Raw genomic sequence first — 21,840 nt, forward strand, 5'->3', positions numbered from 1 at the left:
CCGATTGCGAACAGCCAGTGTCAGACAGCGACTACATCGCCAGACGCCTTGCGTGCGCCGTACTGTGGGTGGCGGTACGCGCGAGGGGGCTTGCGTGTACCGCCGATCTGCTGCCTGCAGATCGCACGAGGGGCTCATGGGGGCGATGAGATGTCTTTGGCGACACATGCACGCAATGGAGTCAACCGAGCACTGCGACCACTCGGGGTGCAGGTGACCCACGGCAGGAGCACGGACCCGGCGATCCAGCCGTTCCTGTCGGCCCGACGGACGATCGCGGGTGCCAACCGGGCGGGCCTCCCGCTCGGCGAGTACATCGATCGCTTCAGTGCCGAGCCCGGGTCGACCGGAGTGGCGGTGGAGGCCATGCTGCGGCTGTGCGACTTCGGTGATCATGTCAGCCGGATCTGCGAGATCGGTCCCGGATCGGGACGGTACGCCGAGCCTGTCATCGCCGCGCTGCGTCCTGACGCCTACGAGATCTACGAGACCGCGCCCGACTGGATCCGCTACCTCCAGTCGCTGCCGAACCTTGTCACGCGGCCGGCCGACGGACATACGCTGGCGGCCACCGGCTCGGAGACCGTCGACCTGGTGCATTCGCACAAACTGTTCACCTACGTGCCCTTCGTGACGACCGTCGGTTACCTCGAGGAGATGGCGAGAGTCGTCCGCCCCGGCGGCATCGTCGCGTTCGACATCGTCACCGAAGACTGTATGGACGAGCAGGCGACGCGGACCTGGGTCAGCGAGAGCGCCGCCATCTACATGGTGACGCCCCGCGCCTGGACCATCGACCTGCTCGCCGAGCGAGGCCTGACGCTCCTCGGCCAGCACTTCGAACCGCTGAGCGGCGGCAGGACCGAGCTACTCGTCTTCCGCAAGCAGCCCTCGAGCTGACCGAACGCTCACCCGCCGGCCGCGGATCACCAGCCATAACGCCAGCAAGAGCTCGCCGAGGAAGGTGAAGGACGAGACGTCGGTCCAGGAGTCCTGGACCGCGATGGCCCCGAAGGTGTCGATGACGTAGCCGAGACCGGCGATGGCGAGCAGGACGCCCAGGACTCTGGGGGCATATCCGGATCGGAAGGCCAGGTAGCCGGCCGTCAACAGGTGAAGGCCGAACAGTCCCAGCGCCAGGGCCCAGACGTCGTTGAAGGCGTTGATCTCCGAGAGAACCTGCGCGTGCACCTGATCCGGGCTGAACACCGAGGGACCAGCGTCGCCGTCGAGTAGCCGGAGTACTGCGAGAAGGTGGCCGACGGCAACCAGGTAGATGCCCGAGTAGACCAGCCTGAACGCCATCGCCAGCAGCGAGACGCCCTTGTTCACTGGGCTGAACACCCGGTAGAGCGCGCAGGCGATCACCACGTCGAGTGCGATCACCAGGAAAAGGCTGGCGATACCGGCCCTGAACAGGCCCTCGGACGCCGTGATGTCGGCGGCGGTCTGCGCCGCATCCCCCTGGGTCACGAGTCCGTCGACGGCGAAGAAGACGCCGAACGGCGCCAGCGCGGCCATCACCAGGATCCCCACGCCCGCCGTGATGGCTGCGCCGCGAAGCGACCGGCTGCCCTCCGCGGGTGGCGTGACAGGAGTCGTCGGCTGCGTCGGCGGTGGAACGGTGTCGTTCGTCATCGGGATCCCCTCCAGAGGACGCGCTGGCCGCAGCCGCGCGCCGGGTTTCGTACTTAGTACGGCCAAGGTATAGTACTAAGTACGAAACCACTAGGGGTCAGGAGTCACATGCCAGAGCCAGCCGGCCGTCGTCCTCGCCTGAGCCGCGAGCGGGTACTGCGTGCCGCCATCGAGGTCGCAGACAAGGGCGGCATTGCGTCGCTGACGATGCGTTCACTCGCCGAGGCCCTCGGCGCGAAGCCCATGTCGGTCTACTACTACGTCGCGACCAAGGACGAGATCCTCGACGGCATCGTCGACCTCGTCTTCACCGACATCGACCTGCCGTCGGTGGGCGGCGACTGGCGCATGGAGATCCACCGGCGGGCGGTCTCGGCCCGTCAGGTGCTGAGGAAGCACCCCTGGGCGATCGGGTTGCTCGAGACCCGCACCACGCCCGGGCCGGCAACGCTGAGACACCACGACGCGGTTCTCGGCACGCTTCTCCACGGAGGCTTCTCACTCGCGATGACCGCCCACGCCTACGCCCTGATCGACAGCTACACCTACGGGTTCGCGCTGCAGGAGGCCGCTCTGCCCTTCCAGGATCCGGAGTCAGGGGCCGAGGTCGCCGGTCCGATCATGGACCAGATCGCCGCCGGCGAGTACCCGCACCTGACCGAGATGTCGACGAAGTACTACCTCCAGCCCGGCTACGACTTCGGCGACGAGTTCGAACTCGGCCTCGACCTGATCCTCGACGGCCTGAGCAACTCCCTGCCTTCGAAAGATGGCCGGAAGTCGTGAGTGATTGCCCGACCGCGACGCGTTGACCCGTCCATGGGTCACTCGTAGCGTCGAAACGATGCCCGTGGTCCGATGCTCCGGGCACATCTCAAGGGGGGCCCATCGTGGCCGGAATTCGCACTGCCCTGTCCCGCACCAAACTCGCGATCGGAGCGGTTCTGGTAGTCGCTCTCCTCACGCCGACCACCGGAGCCGCCGTCTCTGCGGTACCGCAGAGTCCCGCGGTGACGAGCGGCAATGCGGCGATGAGTGGCAACGCGGTAGTCCGGTGGAACGAGACCGCCGCGACCGCCGCGATCGCGGCCACGCTCGCACCGACCCTCAACCCACTGCACGAGTCCCGGATGTACGCGATCATGCACATCGCGATCCATGATGCGCTGAACGCCATCTCTCCTCGCTCGCGTCCCTACGCCTTCCAAGGCCGCGCGCGGCACGCATCTCCGGAGGCCGCGATCGCTGCCGCCGCGAGGACCTCGTTGGTCGCTGCCCTGACGGATCTGACACCGCCGTTCACTGACACCCAAGCCGCCATCGCAGGCGTCGAGACCGCATACACCGCGGCACTGGCTGCCATTCCCGACAGCACAGCGAAGCAAGAAGGCATCGAACTGGGAAAGAAGTCGGCCTACACGATCCTGGCCAAGCGGGCTGACGACCGCGCCTCAACGATCCTGCTGATCGACTCCGGCTTCCCGCAGGGCGTCAACCCCGGCGAGTACCGGTTCACTCCCGGTTTCCCGTTCGCCTTCGCACCCACCTGGGGAGAGGTGAAGCCGTTCGCGCTCAGGTCCGCCGGACAGTTCCCGGTGGAGCCGCCCTTCGCGCTCGGCTCGAAGCGGTACACCGCCGACTTCAACGAGGTGAAGCGACTCGGTGGCGACGGCATCACCACGCCGAGCGCGCGCACCGCTGACGAGACGCAGATGGCCCGCTTCTGGGTGGAGAGTTCTCCTCTGCTGTGGAACCGCCTCGCCCGCCAGCTGGCGACGACCCGGCACCTGGATCTCTGGCAGAGCGCCCGCCTGTTCGGCCTGCTCGACATGGCCCTGACAGACGGCTACATCTCGACCTTCGACGTGAAGTACAAGCTCCTGTTCTGGCGCCCGGTCACCGCGATCCAGCTGGCCGCGACGGACGGCAACCCCAACACAGCGGCCGACCCGACCTGGACCCCGTTGGTGCCCACCCCGCCGATCCCGGACCACGACTCGGGCCACAGCGTCGAAGGCGGCGCCGCGGCCGCAGTACTGCGTGGCTTCTTCAAGACGGACCGGATGAGCTTCTCTCTGTGCAGCTTCACCGCCTTGCCCGGCAGCACCTGCACTGACGCCAACCCGGCGATCCGCCACTACACCAGCTTCTCCCAGGCCTCCAACGAGAACGCCCACTCCCGGATCCTGGTCGGCTTCCACTTCAAGCACGCCACCACCGAAGGCGTCAAGCACGGCACCAAGATCGGCCAACTGACAGTCCACAGCTACCTCCAACCTCGCCACTGACCCGTCGCTGTCAACTCGAGCTTGCCCGGAGCAACGAGATTGCCGACCGGCGGCTGACCCGGCAGGCGCAACCTGCCGGGTTCAGCCGCGAGGGAAATGCGGCCGGCCGTTGTCTGCAGCACCGAATCGGAGAACTATGAGGGGTGACGTGCGTCTTGTTGCGTGGAGGCCTGGGAGGTCGTGCCATGGATCGCGAGTTGTTCGCCGAGAGTTGGAAAATGCTGGTGGTTCGCGGGGTGATCGGGATCGTCTTCGGGCTGCTGGCGATCATCTGGCCGATCGAGACCGCGATAGCACTGATGGTGCTGTTCGGATTCTGGGCCTTGATAGACGGCATCAGCTCGCTGGTCGAGGCGTTCCGGTCGGAGACGCAGACAAGCCGGCTCGGACTGGCTGTGATGGGCGTCATCGCGATCATCGTAGGGCTCTTCGCGATCTTCAGTCCCTCGGTGGCGGCTAACACCCTGACCTTGATCTTCGGCATCTGGCTGATCATCCGCGGCGTGTTCGAGGTCTTCGCCGCCTTCAGCAGCTACCGGCTCACCCCTCGTTGGCTCCTCCTGCTCGGCGCCGCGCTCTCGCTCCTGCTGGGCATCTTCTTCGTCGCCAACCCCGGCCGCGGCACCGTCGGGATCGCGGTCTGGCTCGGCCTGATCGCGCTGTGCTGGGGTCTCGTTTTCGTGGCGATGGGCCTGATCGTGCGCCGCGGACAGGTCAACCCATCCCCCGCGACTCCGGCGACCGCCTGAAAGGCGGCCAAGATCATCCGGTAGAGGTGAGGCCGTTCTCCGTCCGAAGCGCGAGTGTTGATCCGACGCGTTCAGCGCTCGCAGAGAGGACGTTGCAATGTCATTCTGGGATGTTGTCTGGTTCATCATCATCGCCTTCGCCTTCACCGCCTACCTGATGATGCTGTTCTCCATCATCGCGGACATCTTCCGCGACTCTGATATGTCAGGCGTGGTGAAGGCGCTCTGGCTCATCGGCCTGCTCTTCGTGCCGCTGTTCGTCGCGCTCATCTACGTCATCGTGCACGGCGGCGACATGGCGCGCAGGACCGCCACCAGCCACTTCGCTGCCCAGCAGCAGCAGGAGGAGTACATCAAGCAGGTGGCCGGCAAGGCGAGTCCCACCGACCAGATCGCGCAGGCCAGCGCGATGCTCGACAAGGGCACCATCTCGCAGTCGGAGTTCGACACGCTCAAGGCGAAGGCTCTCGCGGTCTGACCTGTCCCACCCGAGAGGAGATCCGGCGATGACGGACGAAGACGAGGTACGGCGGCTGCGCGAACGTGTCGCGCAACTCGAACTCGAACTCGCAACAGGTCCACGGCCGCGGACGCAGGATTCTCCTCAGCCCAGGGAACGCCGGGTGATCTGGCGTACCGTCGCGTCCGCCATCCTGATCACGCTGGCCTGCCTGCTCGCACCTCTGTCGGCGACGGCCGTCTGGGCCAGCAGGCAGGTCAGCGACACCGACCAGTACCTCAAGACCGTCGCCCCGCTGGCGGACGACCCGTCCGTTCAGACCACCATCTCCGACGCCGTCACCAACGAGATCCTCGCGGCCATCGACATCGAGGGGATCACCGACGAGGCGCTCAACGCGATCTCCCAGCAGGGCCTGCCGCCGAGAGTGGCGGCCAATCTGCAAGCGCTGAGCGGACCGCTCGTCAGCGGGGTGCAGAGCTTCATCCGCGACCAGGTCGCCAATTTCGTCGCGAGCCCCGACTTCGCCGCCGTGTGGAGACAGGCGAACGAGACCGCGCACTCGGAACTGGTCAACCTGCTGGAAGGCAATCAGGGCGGCGCGCTCAGCGCCCAGAACGACACGGTGACGTTGAACCTCGCCCCGATCATCGCTCAGGTGAAGGAACGGCTGGTGGCGCGCGGCTTCGGCGTGGCCGAGAACATCCCGGTCGTGAACAAGTCGATCGTCCTGGTGCAGTCGGACGGAGTGACGAAGGCACAAGGTTTCTACCGCCTGCTCAACACGCTCGGCGTCTGGCTGCCGATCATCTGCCTGCTCCTGTTCGCCGCCGGGGTGTACGTCGCCCGCAACCACCGCCGCGCCCTGTTGATCGGCGCGCTGGGGTTCGCCGGCTCGATGCTCGCGCTGGGGGTCGGCCTGGCCCTCGGCCGGGCGCTCTACCTGAACGCGTTGCCGTCCGATGTGATCTCCCGCGAGACCGGCGGCGTCGTCTTCGACACCATCGTGCGCTACCTGCGCTACAGCCTGCGAGCTGTCGGGGTGCTCGCGCTGATCGTCGCCTTCGCGGCCTTCTTCACCGGGCCGTCCGTCTCCGCCGTCAAGACTCGCGCAGGGCTCACGAGGGGCATCGGGGCCCTGCGCGGCAACGCCGAATCGGCTGGGCTGAACACCGGCCGGTTCGGCGCCTGGACCTTCGCCCACAAGCGCATGCTGCTCATCGCCAGCATCATCGGCGGCGCCCTCGTGCTGACGTTCTGGTCACAGCCCACGGTTTCCGTCGTCGTGGTCATCGCCGTGATCGTCCTGTTCCTGATCGCGGTGATCGAGTTCCTGGGGCGTCCACCAGCGGCAGCCTCCGTGGCCGGCGGACCTGGTCCCAGTGCTCCTGCCTGAGCCGGACACACAAACAACCCTGGCCTGATCTCGGGCCAGGGTTACTTGTGCCTCCGCCTACTACAGTCCGGTCTCGGCTTCGAGACGTCCGCTCTTGATGGCGTCGAGGAAGGCCTGGTAGTCGCTCTCGTTCTGGTCCGCGTACGCCTCGGCGTACTCGACCATCGCGTCGGGGAAGGCGTCGTCGCTGTTGAGGTAGGTCGCCAGGGCGATCCGGTCCCCGGAACGAGCATGCGCGCGGGCCAGGGTCCAGCCGCAGAGCTGGCCGAACATCATCATGGTGCGCGGGTCCTGCCGCTCCACCACGGCGGAACCCTTCATGTCGCGCAACTGCCGCACGTAGAAGTCACGGAGCCGTCCGTCGATACCGCCGACGCGCTGCCAGCCGAGGAAGATGTCGCTGGAGGCCTGCATCAGCCGTTGGCCGACCACCACCCGCTCCCCCTCGTTCCTGGGTGCGGACCGCTGCCGCAAGGCCATCGGCACCTTCGTCTTGAGCACCGACGGACCGGCCTCCTTGACCTGCAGGAACAGCGGATCACCGTCGTCCCTACCGCGCAGGAGCACGATCCAGCACCGGGTGCCGACGCTTCCTACTCCAACGACCTTGCGGGCCATGTCGACGAACTCGAACTGGTCGAACAGCACCCGGCGTTCGGCCGGCAGAGACCCGCGGTAGCGGATCAGCAGCCCCTTGATCTGGGTCTCGAGCTCTTCGCGGCCGACCTCGGGCAGGAGATCGGCGATCGGAATCATCAAGGGAGGATCAGCCCTGATCCGCACCCCGTCGTCCGTGATCTCGGTCAGTTTGGCGAAGGCCTTCAGGTTCCCGCTGCCGCGCGCCTTGAGCGTGGTCTGGTCGAGACTCTTGCGGCGGCTGGAGCTCATCTTGTTGCGGAGCGTCTCCTGGACCTCGTCCACGTCCGCGCGGGCGTACCAGACGTCCAGGGAGCGCATGGTGGCGAACTCCGCGGTGGCATCGCGATAGCGCCGCACCGTCTCCAGGACGCACTTGTGGCGCTCTTTCCGCGAGAAGCCGTTGCCACGACCGGCCACCGCGACGCTCGCGGCGAGACGTTTGACGTCCCACTCCCACGGACCGGCGATCGACTCGTCGAAATCGTTGATGTCGAAGAGCAGGCGCCGCTCAGCGGATCCGAAGAGCCCGAAGTTCGAGAGGTGGGCGTCACCGCACAGCTGCGCTCCGAGGCCGGACACCGGGCCCGCGCCGAGGTCGCTGGCCATCCCGAGGGCGTTGCCCCGGAAGAAGGTGAAAGGCGACACCATCATCCTGCCGTGCCGCACCGGCACGAGTTCGGGGACCCGGGACCGGGCCTGCTCCTCGATCAGGGCGACGGGATCAGGACGGTTCGCAGGGAGCACCAGTTCTGCCTGCTTGCGCGGCGGCAGCGTGACGCGCGCCTCAAGTCCGCGGCGGGCCCGTTCGGAAGGCGCCAGGTGACGGGCCGCGGTGACCGGTCCGCCGTTGGCGTCGGCTCGCCTCGGTGCGGGTACCGCAGTCATCGTCTCTGCCATCGCGCTTCGTGCACTCATGAGGCCCTCCGGTCGTCTCGAGCCGCCCCCATCCGGCTCAATTCCCTGAGCATCCCAGCCAACACCGCGGACCGGCCGATCAGCATCACCCCCGATGGATGAGCCGACCGTGTTCGGTCCGCGCTTCACTGAGGTTGTGACAGACACCGACCTCCGCTACGAAGAGCTCCCGGTGAGAGCCCGGCGACGGCTCGCCGTGAGGTCACTGCTGCGCTCCCTCCTCGTCTCCGTGGCCATCGTCGTCGGCTACTTCCTGCTGCCCATGAGGAATCTGACGGCGGCCTCGGGCCTTGGCCTGGTCATCGGACTTGTCGTCGTGGCGCTCCTGATCGCTTGGCAGCTCCGCGCGATCACCCGGTCGCCGTACCCCCGGATCAGGGCGATCGGCGCACTGGCGACCTCCGTGCCCTTGTTCCTCGTGATCTTCGCCACGACCTACCACCTGATGGGAGCGACCCAGCCGGAGAGCTTCTCCGAGCCGATGAGCCGGATGGACGCGGCGTACTTCACCGTGACCGTCTTCACGACGGTCGGTTTCGGCGACATCGTGGCCACGTCGGAACCAGCTCGCACTGTCGTCACCGTGCAGATGATCGGCGGCCTCGTGATGGTCGGTCTCGTCGCCCGAGCCTTGTTCGGGGCTGTGCAGACCAACATCAGCCGTCGGAAGGAATGAGTGCCGGTGGCTAAGTGATCACGTCGCTGGAGCCGGACGGTGGAAGGACGGGCAGGCGCACCATCCGGAAGGAGTTCAGCAGGCCGATCAGACCGGCGAGGATCGGAATGCCCAGGGCCACCTGAAGGGCCAACGGTCGTGCGGTGGTGTTGATGCGGATGATCTCGTCCTGAATCGCCTGGGGTTCCTTGACGAGTAGCTTTTCGAGCTCGGTGTTGCTCATCACCTGCGCGTCCTCCTCCAGCCCCATCGCGACACGTTCCTGCTCGGCCGGTCCGAGGACGGCACTTGACTCGGCTTCGTGGGTGAAGGCGAAGGAGAGGGTGGCCAGCATGATGGCGCCGGCGAACGCCAACCCGAACGACAAGCCGAACGAGCCCGCTGCCGAGTTCACGCCGGCGGCCTCGCTGACGCGCTCCTGCGAGATCGGGGCCAGCGTGTAGTTGTTGAGCTGGGACACCAGGAGACCGAACCCGACACCGGCGAGCACCAGCGGGCCCGCCAGATACCAGCCAGAGTCTGCCCGCGGCACGATCGGGATGATCAGCAGCAGTCCTGTCGTGAGGAGCGCGAATCCCCACCTGATGATATGGCTCGGAAGCCGGTCCCCGGCCTTCCGCTCCGCCAGGATCGCCGTCCCGAACATACTGAGCGAGAGCGGGGCGAGGGACAGGCCCGTCTGCATCGCGTCGTACTCGAGCACCATCTGCAGGTAGATCGGCAGGGCGATCATGCTGCCGCCCAGCGCGATCTGCTGGAGCAACTGCTGGCTGATGCCCAAGCGGAAGACCGCGGACTTGAACAGATCCGGCTCGAGCAGTGTCGGCTTCCCCTGCCGCTTGCGGCGCCTCAGCCAGTAGACGAGACCGACGAGACCGATCACGCCGATGAGGATGATCGCGCCGACGGACTCGCCGCCTTCCTGCCACACCAGGATGCCCAGCACGACACCGCCCATGCCCACCGCGGAAAGGACCGCACCGACCCCGTCGATACGCCGAGATCCGGTGTACGGCACGTCGTGGATGAGTCCCCGACCGAGGACCACGACCGCGATCACGACGACCTCGAGCGCGAACCCCAGGCGCCAGGACAGGTAGGTGGTGATGAAGCCACCGAGCAGCGGTCCGACCGCCGCGGCCAGCGCGGCCGCGGCCCCGACCAGGGCGTAGGCCTGGATCTGAGCAGCTCCTTCGAAGTTCCCGTGGATCAGGGACTGCATCGCCGGCAGCAGGAGCGAGGCGCCGATGCCACCCACCACGGCCCAGAAGATGATGATCGTCAGCAGGTTCTGCGCCACGGTCATCGCCAGTGCGCCGATCGCGTAGCCGGTCAGGCCCAGGAGATACGCCCGCTTGCGCCCGAACAGATCCCCGATCTTGCTCCCGATCAGGATGAACGCGGCAGACACCAGCGCCTCGAGCGCGATCGCGGACTGGACGCCGCTCACCGTCGTGTCCAGGTCACGAACCACCGAGGCGATCGAGACGTTCATCAGGGACGTGTCGACCACCAGCACGAACATCGCCATCGCGAGCAGGATGGCGAGCCGCGGATTGCCCTTGGTCTCCTCGGCAGCGCGGCCCGCTTCCTCTGTCATGGCAAACGCTCCTGCTCCTCGGTCATCCGGTCAGGAGATGGGTGGAAGGTGATGCCCTCGCCGGCCCCGCGCGTCAGCCACTCAGCCGGCGAGGATCTTGGCCTTCTGTGCCTGGAACTCCGCCTCGGTGAGCACACCCGACTCCTTCAGTTCACCCAGGGTCTTCAGCCGTTCCAACGGGTCGGCAGCCGGCGCAGGTGGCGGCGCGGCTTCCTGCGGCGGCGGTGCGTCGTACTGCTGCGGCGCGACCTGCTCGTCGTACGCCTGATCACGTTGTGCTGCCGTCTCGGCGTCGCGCTGGGCGAACTTCGAGGCTTGATGACGCTGCACCCGGCCGGCGACAACGGTCGCCGTCCCCGCGACGGCCGCGGTTCGCGCAATTCCTCGCAACAGTCCTGGCATGTCAGTCTCCTCAGGTCGCTTCCACGGTTTCCATGGCTTCGAGTGCTTCCATCACGTCCTCCGCCGGGATGCGTCCACCGGCGATCAGGGTGCCGCCGGACTCCAACGCCGCGGCAACGAACGGAATCGCCCAGGTGTTCTCGTAGACGATCAGCGCCGCCAGCGTGCCCGGCTGCATCGCGCCGGCCGCTGCGTTGAGGTCGTCGTCAGCCAGGAGGCCTGTCCGGGCCCCCTCCAGTTCCGCGAAACCACCAGCGCGGTCGGACGATTCCGCCAGGTCGACCGCATAGACGGCGCCGTCGGCGTCCTTGCCGACGATCATCACGTCGTAGACGTGAATGATGCCGCGCTGCATCAGACTGACGACTTCCTCGGCCGCCCGGCCGGTCAGCCGATCGCCGGTGAACTCCATGAGTACGAAGTCGATGGGTCCGTGAACCTCTGTCTCCGGCATGGCTCTCCATCCCCTCTACCAGACCCTCGCGGGCCCAGCGTGTTCTTTGTGCGCCACCCTGCCGTGAGCCGTGGATGGCGTCATCACCCTTACCGGATGAGCTCAGGCGGAGACGCTTTCGGCAGCCCTGGTCTCGCGCGGTGAGACCAGCCGGATGCTCAGGATGACCAGGTCGTGTGCCTGCAGCATCGCGGCCAGGTCAGCGATGCTCTGGCCGTCGTGGAGTCGCAGCTGGAAGGCGCGTGACGTCTCGCTGTGAGTCGGTGGCCGGGCGCAGAAGGCGAGTACGGCCGGCCCCAGTTCGCCGAGCACTACGACCTCGTACGACGACTTGTGTACCTCACTCGTTCTCATGTTCTCCCTCTCCAGGCACGACGGGAATCGATGCCGCCGGCGACGCATCCGGGATCCGGCGCACCTCGACGACCTCGATGCCCAGGGCCCGCAGTCGTGCGAGCAGACCGTAGAGCGCCGACTGATCGGGGATGCCGTAGAGCACGGTGTTCACCTGGTCGACGGCCAGCGTCACCGCGCCCATGTCGCGGAGGTCCTGTTCCGGCACGGCGCCCGTCACGCGAATCTCGTACGTCGCCTCGGCCATCGCCCCACTCCGTTCCCAGCGTGTACGTTCGACGGTCGCAAACAGCGGGTGGCGCGGCTTCATCCCTCCGGGGTGAACTGGCCTCGCAGGGGCGAAGCGCTTCGACGACCGAGCGGGTGTACGTACCGCTGTCGCGAGGTCGGGACACGTCCGGCAATCGGACGGCAAACGCTGGTTTTAAAGACGAATCCGTGGTGTCGTCGATATGCGGACTCGCCGTGCACCACCCCTCAGATGATCGGTCGCGCCCGCGAATCGCTAGGAGGGGAAATGCCAAGCGATCAGCACGCGGGGGTGAAAACGGGCCGTACCGCATCGTCGGCGCCGTTCGAGGAGCAGGCGAGTTCCAGGATCTCTGTGATCGCGCCAGGAACAGTACTGCGGCGTCGTCTGCTGGATCGCGTCACCGAGGGAGTTCAGCGACCGCTGACACTGGTCAGCGCACCGGCCGGGTACGGCAAGACCGTTCTGCTGGCCTCGTGGGAGGCGCTCGCCACAGAGCGGACGATCATCAGGCACATCGCGCTGGACGTCACCAGTGAGCACCCCGCGTCCTTGCTGGAATCCGTGCTCGGCGGTTTGCACGGCAGCGGCTCGACCGGATCCGACGGCCCCGTGCTGTTCGCGCCGGCAGACCAGCCTGGCGAACCGTCGCCGAGCCGAACGACCCTCGGCGAGCAGGACGCGCTGGTAGTCGTGGTGGACTGCGGCGATCTCACCGTCACCCCGGAGCTCGGAGACAGTCTCCATCGCCTCATTCGCGGGACGGCGGGGCAGGTCCGGTTCATCCTCCTGACCCGGTCGGATCCACCTCTCCCCCTCCACCTCTACCGCTTGGGGGGCACCCTTGCAGAGATCCGGGCCGCTGATCTGGCGTTCACGGTGGACGAGGCCGCAGCGCTGATGCGGTATCAGAAACTCGAGTTGGCTCCCGCGCAGGTGGTCGAACTCCAGCGACGGACCGATGGCTGGCCCGCGGGCCTCATGTTCGCGGCCATGGGCTTGGCCGGCAAGAGGGACGCGGAGCACGCGATCCGTGAGTTCCGCGGCGACGCCGGCAACGTCGCGGCGTACCTGATGACCGAGGTGCTCGACGCGCAGCCGCCGGCGCTGCGGGAGTTCCTGCTGCGGACCTCCATCGTGGACGAGGTCCGGCCCGCACTGGCCCAAGCGCTGACCGGCCGCCCTTGCGACCTGCGGTCGATGGAGTTCCTCTCACATGGCAACGCGTTCATCCAGCCTGTGCCCGGGACCGACGACTGCTACGGCTACCAGCCGCTGTTCCGGGAGTTCCTTCGCACCCAGCTGCTCTTCGAGCGGCCGAACCTGGTCCCCGGCCTGCACCGCGCTGCTGCGGTCTGGTTCTCCGAGCATGGTCAGCAGCTCGAGGCGATCCGGCATGCCATCACAGCTCGTCGGTGGAGCGACGCGGCCCGGTACCTGGTCGAGGACCTCGATTTCGGGGGTCTACTCGTCGGGCGCCGACGCCGGCTCCTCGCAGCGTTGTTCGCGGACCTGCCCGACGACCTGGACGGGCCGGAGGCCGCGGTCGTGCGGGCGGCCCGAGCACTCGGCGACTTCGATGTCACTCGCTGTACGTCGGAACTCCGCAGGGCCCGGGAGTCGCTCGACCACCTTCCCACCCGGACACCATCGTCCGAGCTGGCGATCACGATGCTGCAGGCGGTCGCGGCGAGCCTCGGAGAGAACGTCGACAGCGGACTGGACGCAACCCTCGCGGCAGAGTCGGCCCTCAGAGCCGTATCGCCGGGCCCGGTCGTCGCGCCCCCGGAGCTGAGGTTGCTCGTCGCCGGCTGCAAGGGCCGGGTCCTGCTCCAGCGCGGAGACTTCCGGGCTGCCCTGGCAGCCTTTGCCGAAGGCATCGAAGTCGCCGAGGGGGCGGGGGCGCACGACGCGTTGGCGAACTTCCTCGGCATGGCCGCACTGGTGGAGGCGGTGTGGGGACACCTCAGACGGGCTGCTGAGGTCGCTGCGCATGCGATCGCGCTGGCCGAGTCGGGGGTGCAGCCACAGGAACCTCAGTCCGCGATCGTGGCCCAAGCCTGGGTCAGCGCGGACCAAGGCGATCTGGCGGGAGCCCAGGAGCTGGTCGACCGCGCCGCGGCGGCCACCACCCCCACCCAGGACGCCCGCGTGGTGGCAGCTGCGCTTGCCCTGGTCCGCGCCCGACTGCTCCATGCCGGTGGAGAGACCGGTCTCGCGAGCGCCGAACTGCGGGCCGCGAGCAACAGCTACGGCGTACAGCACGACGGCTGGCTCGGCCAGTCCCTGATCGTGGACGAGGCGAAGCTGCTCGTGGCTCAGAACCTGCCACGCGAGGCCATCGCCGTGATCGAGCATTCGGCCGGCCGCGACCAGGTCGAATCGATCCTGGTGCTGCAACGAGCTGCTACCGAGACCGGCGAGCAGGGTCCGGCTCTGCCACCTTCGGCCGCGCAGCACGCACCCCTGGAGACTCAGGTCGACAGCTGGCTGGTTCAGGCCGCGCTATCGATCAGCACCGGCGACACCGGCCGCAGCGGGCTCTATGTCGAGCGCGCCTTGAGACTGGCTGCGCCCGAGCACCTCCGCCGTCCGTTCTCGGAGGCGCCGCCATCGCTGCGAAGGTTGCTCCAGCCAACCGGCGAACTGATGAGGCGTCATCCCTGGCTCCGCGCGCCGGGACCACGGCGCGACCACGCTGTCGATCCGTCGAGCCGGATCCGACCCGAACTGGTCGTCACCGCCTCCTTGACCAGCAAGGAGCACGAGGTGCTGGAGTACCTCGCCGAGCTGCTGACCACCGAAGAGATCGCCGGTGCCATGTACGTCTCGGTCAACACGGTCCGCAGCCACGTGCGGAGCATCTTGCGGAAGCTGAGCGCCTCGCGACGCAACGAAGCCGTCCGGCGAGCTTGGGAGCTGGGCCTGTTGCCGTCACGGCCCGAGGCGTAGTCGACACCGGCCGAAGCAGGTGATCCCCCCGTCACGGATGACGAGGCAGCCAGTCGTAGATGACCGACGTCCGCAGTACGAGGTCCTGCAGTGAGCGGCGCCCGACGCCGCCGGCACAAAAGAACAGCCCGATCGGGAACATGACATAGAGGACGGCCCTCAGCAGGGCGACGAGCGGCCGCAGCCGCTCTCCCCGCCGGCTGACGACCCGGAGCCCCATAACCTGGCAGCCGTAGGTCCGTCCGATGGTGGACCATGCGACGGTGAGGTAGAGGACGAGCAGGACCAGGCCCGCCGCGACGCTCAGGATCGGCGAGGCCTCACTGAACTGGAAGCCGCGGGGATCGAACAGGAAGATCAGTCCGTTGACGCCCACATAGCCGACCAGCAACGAGACCACCACCAGCACCCCGTCGATCACGCCGGCGATCAGCCGCGTCACCAGGCCGGCTCGCCGTCCCTGGTAGGGGCGGGCCTCCCGCGGGACGATCGGGACGACTTCGTCCATCGTCATCTCTACGTGGCGGTCATCTCGGGTTCAGCCGCCGACGCGGGTTCCGCCGGAGGCTGCTCAGCCGTCGGAGGTTTGGGAGTTGCCTTCCGGCTGAACCGGACCCTCAGCCGACCCACTGCGTTGCCGACCGCCTCATCGCCGGAGATGCTCTGCATGCGTACCCCGCGGACGGTCTCGGAGGCAACCGAACCGGTGGACTGGCGGATGATCTCGGCGAGGTCGATCTCCGCGATCACGCCCTCGGCGAGCTGCCCCAGGTCGATCCGCTGGACTACTGCGGCGACCAGCGGGGGGACCATTTTGTCGAGCAACGCGGAAACCTGGCGCTCCACTTCGCCGCGCCCTCGGACACCCTGTCGTGCGAGGGCGTCCAGGTAGGTGCCCGCTTGGTACCGCTCCGTCAGCATCGGCGGCCGCAGGAACACCACGGCGACCGGTTTGACGACTCCCCGGGCCCGGCGCCCGACCATCCGCGCGGTGGCCGCAGCCAGCAGGGTGGCCCCGACTGCCGCGTCGAGCACGAGGATCGCGTCTCGGCTCGTCGGCGGCGCGTCAGGCGGGTTCACGGATTGCTCTGTAGTACCCACCCCACCATGATCTGCGCATCATCGTGGCGCGGCATCACCCCTGGCGGGGGAAGTTCCGCGGGGCTCACACCTGGACGGCGCGGTCTTCGGGTTCCGCCTCCACGCCGAGCCAGGAGCGCACGCGGCGGGCGAACCACCCCTGGCTGCGATCGAACTCGGCGCCCACCACGGTCGCACCGACCACGATGAGCGCGATGGACAGCAGCCACCCCACCAGTGCCAACGTGACACCGAAGAGGCCGTACCGCTCGCTGTAGCTCTCCATCATCCGCGGCATGTAGATGGTGGACGCGACGCCGTAGACACCGCTGCACAAGGTCGCCACGGCTCCGGTGGGGATCAGCCTCCGCCAGCGAACGCGGCCGTCGAGCAACAGCCACGGGATGAAGGTCCACAGCAACAGGCCGGTCACCAGCGAGACAGGAACGCCGAGCAGCCATTCCAGTGGCAGCGCCCGCACAAGTGAGCGCGCGAGGTAGAGCAACGCGATATCCAGCAGCAGGGCGCCCAGGCCGAGGAACGTGTTGAACGAGCCGCGGACACCCGGAAGAGGCTCGAGCCGCCAGGCGTCCTGGTACATCCGCTGCATCCGGCGGGCGAGGGAGACCCCGGAGAAGACCAGGATCACGATGCTCAGGACACCGACGCTCGACGCACCGACAGGCTGGGCGAACACCTCCCGGACGGCGTCGGCGGCGTCGCCTTTGAGCTCGAATCTCCGGATGAGCGCTGTTGAAACCACGTCGCGGCGGCTCGCCGGCGCGAGCGTCGACACCAGGAGCAGCAAGGGAATGAGGGCGGTGAGCGCCTGGGAGGAGATCACCATCGCCCTGTCGATACCCCTCAAGCGCAGGAAGGACCTGGCACAGCGGCCGGGGAACGTCTCCTCCAGCCGCTGCGCGAGCCCTTTGAGGTCCGGCACCGTCAGTGCTCCGCCTCCTTCCGCTCAGCGGCGGCGGCACGGAAGTCGCTGACCGGGCGGTAGCGGTCGTAGAGCGTGGTCAGGACGCTGAAGAGGAGGACGAAGAAGAGCGTGTCGACCAGCGACATGTGGTCCTCCCGGCGCGACGTCAGCACATCGGTGACCACGACCAGCACGACGTTCGTCCCGAAGACCACCCCGAACGACATCAGGACGGAGTCCCACGAATAGCCGCGCTTTGCCGACCACAGACCGATCGCCGAGTTGATGACGACGAAGAACGCGATCGCCAGGAACAGTTGGAAGGGCCTCGCCTCGACCCCGGGCAGGACGTTCCCGAAGATCACGCTGATCAGCCCGATCAGGAACGTCTTCTCCAGCGCCGTCCCGTCGAAGACCTTGCGATGTGCGGCCTGGTACGCCGCCCGCTCGTGGGCCTCGTCGATCTCGACCGGCAGCGGGTCCGCGCGGAACCGCCAGGACCAGTCAGCAGGTCGCAGTCGCGGACGGACGACGAAGTACAGCATCGCGGCGAGGACGAGCACGGCGAGCACGAGCACCGGGAGGAACCAGGAGACGTCTCGGATCGTGTCGGTCAGGTCGAGCTGGGCGATGTGGATCCAGTACTCCTGCGGCAGCTTGACGAAGATCCAGATGGCACCGGCGACGACCACCCAGAACTTGAGCCCGTACCGCGCGGGATTCCACCGGGTCCGGATTCCTTCGTAGGCGATGAAGAAGTACTCGAAGGTGTTCGGGAACACCAGCAGCAGCCACCGCAGACCGGTGAGCTCGAAGGCGACCACGCCGATCTGGCGGTAGAAGAACAGGAAGCGATTCACCTGGACCGCTGCGTGGTTGGTCCAGTTCCGCAGGCTGGCCAGATAGGCCACGGACAGGTAGAAGACGTCCATCGCCTTGTCGTAGCTCTGGTAGAACGGCGGGTCGTAGCCGAAGGTCTGGAAGATCGTCTGGTCGACACCGTCGAGCAGCAGACAGCCGATGATCGCCGGCAACGGGAACAGCGGGATCAGCAACGGCAGCGCGAACCGCGCCAGCACCACAGTCCAGAAGACCACCTCGACACTCATCTCAGAACTCCCTTCGGCGACGCATCCGGCGCGGTCTGCCGTCCGGGTCGTAGATCAGCCGGTAGAGCGGTTGCGCCCAGAGCGCCTGCAGCCGGGTCAGGTGTCCCGGCTCGTGCGGGCGGATGTGCCCGGGTGGCCGTAGACCCTTCCGTCCACCGGCGCACCACGCATCGAGGCTCGCCGCGGTCAACCGCCAGAGTTCGAAGCCGGCGTCCAGATCGAGCCCGGCCAGATCCTCGCGCGGCAGGCCGAGGTGCTCGGACCACACCTCCAGCCGCAGGTCCCGAGCCAGTCGACGGGTGCCGTCGGCAACCGAGTGCCGGTCGTCGGGAGTAGTGTCCAGCACCGCGCAGGTGAGCTCGCTGTCAGAGGTCCAGGAGCGGCGGTTGAAATTGTCAGAGCCGCAGGTGAACCAGATGTCGTCGACGATGCAGATCTTGGAGTGCACGTAGATGGGCGCCCCGGCTTTGTTCTCCAGGTCGTAGATCCCGACCCGCCCCGGCGCGGTACGCCGCAGCATCCGCACCGCCCGCAACTGACCGAAATGCGCCGGCGGCCCGCTCAGCGCACCGTCGTTGGCAGGGTAGCGCGGCACGACGATGATCACCCGGAGCTCGGGAGAACGCTCCAGGGCATCCGCGATGTCCTGGGCGATCAGCTCGGACCACAGGTACTGGTCCTCCAGATAGATCAGCTTGCGCGCGTTGCCGAAGGCCTTGCCATAAGCACGGGCGATGCTCCGCTCCCCCAGCGGCGCGAACGGATAGCCGGGGTGCTTGTAGGCATAGGTTCGCAGTACCTGTACTGCGTGCGGCCCGGTCTTGGGCGGATCGGGGAACTCCTCGGTCAGTGACTTCGGATGGCGCGGCATCCGGGCCAGCCGCTGCACGATCATCCGGTACGGCGTCCGCCGATCGAGCGGGTGCCCGTCGTCCCACCGTTCGACGAAGGTGCGGAACAGGTCGCCGACCACCGGTCCCCGCAACTCCAGCGCCGCATCGTGCCACGGTGTCTGGTCGCCGTACCGGCGGTCCATCGGCGCCTGCTGCGGATCCCCGCGGTGCTCGCGATCGTCACGCCGCTGGTGCGACAGGTCGATACCGCCGACGAACGCCACGTCGAGTTCCCGTCGGCCCTTGTGCCGGATGACGAACAGCTTCTGGTGGTGCGAGGCCATCCGCCGGACGCGTTGGTCGAGCAGGACCTCGGCGCCGGCCCGGTTGAGCTTCGTCCCCAGCCGCTGGTTCTCCCGGGCGCTGAACTTCAGGTGGTCCGAGTGCGATCTCCAGAGCAACCCCCTGACCTCGATCCCCGACCTGGCCAGATCGGCCAGCACAGTGCCGACCGAGGGGCCCTCGGGCAGCAACTTCTCGTCGGAGTCGCCACGCCAGTCGGTGAAGTAGACGTGGTCTCCGGGCCGGAGCGCACAGAGTTCTTCGTACAGCCGGCGGAAGTAGGTCGCGCCGTGGATCAGCGGCCGGACCAGGTTGCCCTCGACCCAGGAGCCGTCCACGTCCCCCATCCGGTCGATATCCGTGCCGGGGTTGCCGCGCTCCTCCGGACTGAGGAACCACTGCCCGGCGCTCTGGTCGATCATCGTCACGCCTCCGGGTCGAGTGTTGCTTCCTGGCCGCTGTGGTTGCTCATCCGCTATGGGTGAGCCTTGGTCGGACCCACGGTGATACACGTGACAGATGGAGCCAGCGCAGTACGAGCCAGATCCTTTGTTCGTGCCCACCGGACTGCTCGATCGGGCCACGACCTTCCAGCAGGGCCACGCGCTGGTCGCCGGCAAGGTCATGCCGCACGCCGGCTACGTGCGCTTCGACACCCGGACCGCCGAAGAGGGTGGTGCGGACGTGCCCGCCTCCTGGGCGGCCTTCCGCTAGTGCGGCAACCCGCTCGGCCGGCATCTCAGACCTCGGCTGCGTCGCGGGTGATCCCGCTGCGCTGTCCGAGCTGCTCGAGGTAGCCGACCAGCACACGGTGGAGCTCGTCCGCGCCGCGGATCGGCTTGTCGGGGATTACCAGATCGGACGGGGCGAGGAGCAGTCCCCGTCCCTGCCACCCGCCGAGTCCGCCATGGCTGCCGACCAGACCTTCGAACGCCGAGACCTCCCCGCTGTCCGGGTCGACAGAGCTGTTCACGTAGAGATCAGGTGCCTCCGGCATCGACGCCGCCCTCAGCAGGTCCGCCCGAACCAGCGGCCCGAACGGCGCCAGCGGGTCTTCGCCGGTCACCTTCCCGTCGGAGAGCTGGTTCACGCCGTCCGGCCCGACGGCCAAGGGGCCGTACTCCGAACTCAGCACCGCGATGAAGCTGATCCCCTCGTGGTTCACCAGTCCGGGGATCAGAGGAGGCCAGCGATCGGTGATGTCCTCCATCGTCAACCGGCGTTCCGATGCGGCGTACACCAGGCCGAGGTTGCCCGAACCGAGCACGACCAGCTCCGAGCCGGCCGTCACCTCCGGTGGCGCGGAGTGGCGCTGCACGCGCTGCGCGGCGCCGTTGGCCATCCGTCCGGTGTTGGTGTCAGCTCCGGACAGATCGGCCAGCAGACCGTTGACACGCCCCCAGCCCTCGACGGACTGCTCGACCGCTTCGACCCGGGCTGTGGTCAGCTGCGAGCAGACAGCGGCGAGGTCGACGCCGTACTTGTCGGCGAAGATCGCTCCCTGGGACTGGCCGTGGTCGGACAGGACGACCAGCCGGTACCGCCGGGGTGCTGCCGCGGCGACAGCCTCCAGACAGGCGAGTACGTGATCGAGCCGGTCCAGGGCGGCCAACGACTCGGGCCGAAGGGCGCCGGCGTGGTGAGCCACCTCGTCGTAGTCGACGTAGTCCACGTAGACGACCCGGGTGCCGCGGATCATCTCCTCCGCGACCAGAGCCGTGTTGAGGTCGCGCAGTACGACATTCGTGACAGCGCGCATGCCGGCGAAGAGCCAACCGCGGTGCTGGCGTGGTTGAACGTCGCGACGACGTTGACGGCGTGCCTCGAACCGCTCCCGGCCGATCTCCGCGAGCGCGCCGAAGAAGCTGCCTGCGAAACCGTCGGGCCTGGCCAGGTACCAGGCGACGCGGCGCCGGGTGTCTGCCGTGCCACGGGCCAGCTGCATCTTGCTCATCGTCAGCATTGCTCGTTCGGCGTCACCGCTGAAGAGGTTCGAGATGCTGACCCCGCCGTCGGCCAGCAGACCGCGGCCGTCGGAGGCGCGGCGTTCGATCTCGGTGGCATCGGCGGCCCGGTTGGCCACCAGCACCCGCCCCAGCTGCCGGTCGTACCATCTGAACGCCGGTACTCCGTCGATGCGGCCGTGCAGAATCCCCAGCTGGCTGGCCGGTGTGGTCGGCGGGAGCACCGGGGTCCACTCGACCAGGCGATACCCGTCGTTGCGGATCCAGCGACCCACGGTGGGCAGCGTGGCGGCGAGAAGCTGCCACTGCATGACCGGGAAGGGCACTCCGTCCAGTTGGACGAAGATGACACCGGGAGCCTCCGGATCCTTGACCTCCTGGCGTCGCCGCCGGGTCCGGCGTACCAGCGCAGCGGTGAACGCCTCAGGCGTGCCCGAGGTGCACAACCACGCCACGACCGTCGCCGCGGCCGCCGCGATCCAGGCGGCCGCCAGCACCACCCAGAACGAGTCGGCTTCAACCCCTGGGATCAGGGTGAGAGTCAGAGCGAGAATCACTGCCTGTCCGAGCACCGCGAGCAGGAGCACCGCGAGCCAGCCCACTGCCGCACTGGCGACGACCAGCAGTGGACGCACCAGAGCACCGACCACCAGCGTCGCCGCCGCCGCGAGGAGCAACTGCGGGAACGAACTGAACTTGAGGCCGGGGAGCACGGCCGCGGCGAAGGCGAGAGCCAGGACCGATGTGATCCAGGTGGCGAGGATCCGGCCGAGATCACCGAGGCGGGCCGCGGGCACGGACATGGTGACCCCGC

Annotated in this window: 22 protein-coding genes; 9 read left to right on the plus strand and 13 right to left on the minus strand. The window is 67.6% G+C overall.

Annotated features, from left to right (window positions below):
• Positions 1-213: 213 nt before the first annotated feature.
• Positions 214-900: a methyltransferase domain-containing protein gene (locus EV648_RS33080; protein WP_241995832.1), complete on the plus strand. Its 687-nt coding sequence runs from the start codon at positions 214-216 to the stop codon at positions 898-900.
• Here EV648_RS33080 and EV648_RS33085 read toward each other — a convergent pair.
• Positions 868-1,638: a DUF4386 domain-containing protein gene (locus EV648_RS33085; RefSeq protein WP_132299041.1), complete on the minus strand. Its 771-nt coding sequence runs from the start codon at positions 1,636-1,638 to the stop codon at positions 868-870. The genes EV648_RS33080 and EV648_RS33085 overlap by 33 nt on opposite strands.
• 108 nt (positions 1,639-1,746) lie before the next feature.
• Here EV648_RS33085 and EV648_RS33090 point away from each other — a divergent pair, with 108 nt between their 5' ends.
• From EV648_RS33090 to EV648_RS33110, 5 genes are all read left to right on the plus strand, one after another.
• Complete coding sequence (locus EV648_RS33090) at positions 1,747-2,424, plus strand: TetR/AcrR family transcriptional regulator (RefSeq protein ID WP_132299042.1); 678 nt, start codon at positions 1,747-1,749, stop codon at positions 2,422-2,424.
• A gap of 104 nt (positions 2,425-2,528) precedes the next feature.
• Complete coding sequence (locus EV648_RS33095) at positions 2,529-3,926, plus strand: vanadium-dependent haloperoxidase (protein WP_132299043.1); 1,398 nt, start codon at positions 2,529-2,531, stop codon at positions 3,924-3,926.
• Between the two features lie 185 nt (positions 3,927-4,111).
• Entirely contained in the window at positions 4,112-4,675 is a 564-nt protein-coding gene (locus EV648_RS33100; protein WP_132299044.1) for an HdeD family acid-resistance protein, read from the plus strand.
• Positions 4,676-4,772: 97 nt separating this feature from the next.
• A complete protein-coding gene (locus EV648_RS33105) occupies positions 4,773-5,153 on the plus strand; it encodes an SHOCT domain-containing protein (protein ID WP_132299045.1) in 381 nt (126 codons plus the stop codon).
• Between the two features lie 28 nt (positions 5,154-5,181).
• Complete coding sequence (locus EV648_RS33110) at positions 5,182-6,531, plus strand: hypothetical protein (RefSeq protein WP_132299046.1); 1,350 nt, start codon at positions 5,182-5,184, stop codon at positions 6,529-6,531.
• 60 nt (positions 6,532-6,591) lie between these two features.
• Here the strand turns inward: EV648_RS33110 and EV648_RS33115 are convergent, their stop codons facing one another.
• Positions 6,592-8,085 carry a DUF2252 domain-containing protein gene (locus EV648_RS33115; RefSeq protein WP_241995833.1) on the minus strand — a complete coding sequence of 498 codons (1,494 nt, stop codon included), beginning with the start codon at positions 8,083-8,085 and terminating at the stop codon, positions 6,592-6,594.
• Positions 8,086-8,179: 94 nt separating this feature from the next.
• On the opposite strand from EV648_RS33115, the gene EV648_RS33120 reads away from it, so the two are divergent.
• A complete protein-coding gene (locus tag EV648_RS33120) occupies positions 8,180-8,761 on the plus strand; it encodes a potassium channel family protein (protein ID WP_132299047.1) in 582 nt (193 codons plus the stop codon).
• Positions 8,762-8,771: 10 nt separating this feature from the next.
• Here the strand turns inward: EV648_RS33120 and EV648_RS33125 are convergent, their stop codons facing one another.
• The 5 genes from EV648_RS33125 to EV648_RS33145 all read right to left on the minus strand — a co-directional run bounded on the left by EV648_RS33125 (position 8,772) and on the right by EV648_RS33145 (position 11,818).
• Positions 8,772-10,361 carry an MFS transporter gene (locus EV648_RS33125; protein WP_132299048.1) on the minus strand — a complete coding sequence of 530 codons (1,590 nt, stop codon included), beginning with the start codon at positions 10,359-10,361 and terminating at the stop codon, positions 8,772-8,774.
• Positions 10,362-10,442: 81 nt separating this feature from the next.
• Entirely contained in the window at positions 10,443-10,763 is a 321-nt protein-coding gene (locus EV648_RS33130; RefSeq protein WP_132299049.1) for an SHOCT domain-containing protein, read from the minus strand.
• Between the two features lie 10 nt (positions 10,764-10,773).
• On the minus strand, positions 10,774-11,217 hold the full coding sequence (locus EV648_RS33135) for a DUF6325 family protein (protein WP_132299050.1): 444 nt from the start codon (positions 11,215-11,217) through the stop codon (positions 10,774-10,776).
• Between the two features lie 102 nt (positions 11,218-11,319).
• Positions 11,320-11,571 carry a hypothetical protein gene (locus EV648_RS33140; protein WP_132299051.1) on the minus strand — a complete coding sequence of 84 codons (252 nt, stop codon included), beginning with the start codon at positions 11,569-11,571 and terminating at the stop codon, positions 11,320-11,322.
• On the minus strand, positions 11,558-11,818 hold the full coding sequence (locus EV648_RS33145) for a hypothetical protein (protein ID WP_132299052.1): 261 nt from the start codon (positions 11,816-11,818) through the stop codon (positions 11,558-11,560). The genes EV648_RS33140 and EV648_RS33145 overlap by 14 nt, the downstream gene beginning before the upstream one ends.
• A 270-nt stretch (positions 11,819-12,088) precedes the next feature.
• Between EV648_RS33145 and EV648_RS33150 the strand changes: the two genes are divergently transcribed.
• Positions 12,089-14,773 (plus strand): LuxR C-terminal-related transcriptional regulator, encoded by a 2,685-nt coding sequence (locus EV648_RS33150; protein ID WP_158294130.1) that lies wholly within the window; start codon positions 12,089-12,091, stop codon positions 14,771-14,773.
• A gap of 31 nt (positions 14,774-14,804) precedes the next feature.
• Here the strand turns inward: EV648_RS33150 and EV648_RS33155 are convergent, their stop codons facing one another.
• The 5 genes from EV648_RS33155 to EV648_RS33175 form a co-directional block, all read right to left on the minus strand.
• Entirely contained in the window at positions 14,805-15,281 is a 477-nt protein-coding gene (locus tag EV648_RS33155) for an RDD family protein (RefSeq protein WP_132299054.1), read from the minus strand.
• A gap of 8 nt (positions 15,282-15,289) precedes the next feature.
• Positions 15,290-15,853, minus strand: coding sequence for a hypothetical protein (locus tag EV648_RS33160; RefSeq protein WP_132299055.1), 564 nt, complete (start codon positions 15,851-15,853; stop codon positions 15,290-15,292).
• An 85-nt stretch (positions 15,854-15,938) separates the two neighbouring features.
• On the minus strand, positions 15,939-16,796 hold the full coding sequence (locus EV648_RS33165) for a YhjD/YihY/BrkB family envelope integrity protein (RefSeq protein WP_132299056.1): 858 nt from the start codon (positions 16,794-16,796) through the stop codon (positions 15,939-15,941).
• A 2-nt stretch (positions 16,797-16,798) separates the two neighbouring features.
• Positions 16,799-17,887, minus strand: a complete 1,089-nt coding sequence (locus EV648_RS33170) for a hypothetical protein (RefSeq protein ID WP_132299057.1) — start codon at positions 17,885-17,887, stop codon at positions 16,799-16,801.
• 1 nt (position 17,888) lies between these two features.
• On the minus strand, positions 17,889-19,484 hold the full coding sequence (locus EV648_RS33175; RefSeq protein ID WP_132299058.1) for a phospholipase D-like domain-containing protein: 1,596 nt from the start codon (positions 19,482-19,484) through the stop codon (positions 17,889-17,891).
• 97 nt (positions 19,485-19,581) lie between these two features.
• Between EV648_RS33175 and EV648_RS33180 the strand changes: the two genes are divergently transcribed.
• On the plus strand, positions 19,582-19,776 hold the full coding sequence (locus EV648_RS33180; RefSeq protein ID WP_132299059.1) for a hypothetical protein: 195 nt from the start codon (positions 19,582-19,584) through the stop codon (positions 19,774-19,776).
• 25 nt (positions 19,777-19,801) lie between these two features.
• Here the strand turns inward: EV648_RS33180 and EV648_RS33185 are convergent, their stop codons facing one another.
• Entirely contained in the window at positions 19,802-21,829 is a 2,028-nt protein-coding gene (locus EV648_RS33185) for an alkaline phosphatase family protein (protein WP_132299060.1), read from the minus strand.
• Positions 21,830-21,840 lie beyond the last annotated feature (11 nt).

It is taken from the genome of Kribbella sp. VKM Ac-2568, assembly GCF_004345365.1.
In the GTDB taxonomy this organism is placed as follows: domain Bacteria; phylum Actinomycetota; class Actinomycetes; order Propionibacteriales; family Kribbellaceae; genus Kribbella; species Kribbella orskensis.

Excerpts from the sequence above, each read along its gene's own strand:
- EV648_RS33085 (WP_132299041.1), bottom strand. The coding sequence starts at position 1,638 with ATGACGAACGACACCGTTCCACCGCCGACGCAGCCGACGACTCCTGTC.
- EV648_RS33090 (WP_132299042.1), top strand. The coding sequence starts at position 1,747 with ATGCCAGAGCCAGCCGGCCGTCGTCCTCGCCTGAGCCGCGAGCGGGTA.
- EV648_RS33100 (WP_132299044.1), top strand. The coding sequence starts at position 4,112 with ATGGATCGCGAGTTGTTCGCCGAGAGTTGGAAAATGCTGGTGGTTCGC.
- EV648_RS33105 (WP_132299045.1), top strand. The coding sequence starts at position 4,773 with ATGTCATTCTGGGATGTTGTCTGGTTCATCATCATCGCCTTCGCCTTC.
- EV648_RS33110 (WP_132299046.1), top strand. The coding sequence starts at position 5,182 with ATGACGGACGAAGACGAGGTACGGCGGCTGCGCGAACGTGTCGCGCAA.
- EV648_RS33115 (WP_241995833.1), bottom strand. The coding sequence starts at position 8,085 with ATGAGTGCACGAAGCGCGATGGCAGAGACGATGACTGCGGTACCCGCA.
- EV648_RS33120 (WP_132299047.1), top strand. The coding sequence starts at position 8,180 with ATGGATGAGCCGACCGTGTTCGGTCCGCGCTTCACTGAGGTTGTGACA.
- EV648_RS33125 (WP_132299048.1), bottom strand. The coding sequence starts at position 10,361 with ATGACAGAGGAAGCGGGCCGCGCTGCCGAGGAGACCAAGGGCAATCCG.
- EV648_RS33130 (WP_132299049.1), bottom strand. The coding sequence starts at position 10,763 with ATGCCAGGACTGTTGCGAGGAATTGCGCGAACCGCGGCCGTCGCGGGG.
- EV648_RS33135 (WP_132299050.1), bottom strand. The coding sequence starts at position 11,217 with ATGCCGGAGACAGAGGTTCACGGACCCATCGACTTCGTACTCATGGAG.
- EV648_RS33140 (WP_132299051.1), bottom strand. The coding sequence starts at position 11,571 with ATGAGAACGAGTGAGGTACACAAGTCGTCGTACGAGGTCGTAGTGCTC.
- EV648_RS33145 (WP_132299052.1), bottom strand. The coding sequence starts at position 11,818 with ATGGCCGAGGCGACGTACGAGATTCGCGTGACGGGCGCCGTGCCGGAA.
- EV648_RS33150 (WP_158294130.1), top strand. The coding sequence starts at position 12,089 with ATGCCAAGCGATCAGCACGCGGGGGTGAAAACGGGCCGTACCGCATCG.
- EV648_RS33155 (WP_132299054.1), bottom strand. The coding sequence starts at position 15,281 with ATGGACGAAGTCGTCCCGATCGTCCCGCGGGAGGCCCGCCCCTACCAG.
- EV648_RS33170 (WP_132299057.1), bottom strand. The coding sequence starts at position 17,887 with ATGAGTGTCGAGGTGGTCTTCTGGACTGTGGTGCTGGCGCGGTTCGCG.
- EV648_RS33175 (WP_132299058.1), bottom strand. The coding sequence starts at position 19,484 with ATGATCGACCAGAGCGCCGGGCAGTGGTTCCTCAGTCCGGAGGAGCGC.
- EV648_RS33180 (WP_132299059.1), top strand. The coding sequence starts at position 19,582 with ATGGAGCCAGCGCAGTACGAGCCAGATCCTTTGTTCGTGCCCACCGGA.
- EV648_RS33185 (WP_132299060.1), bottom strand. The coding sequence starts at position 21,829 with ATGTCCGTGCCCGCGGCCCGCCTCGGTGATCTCGGCCGGATCCTCGCC.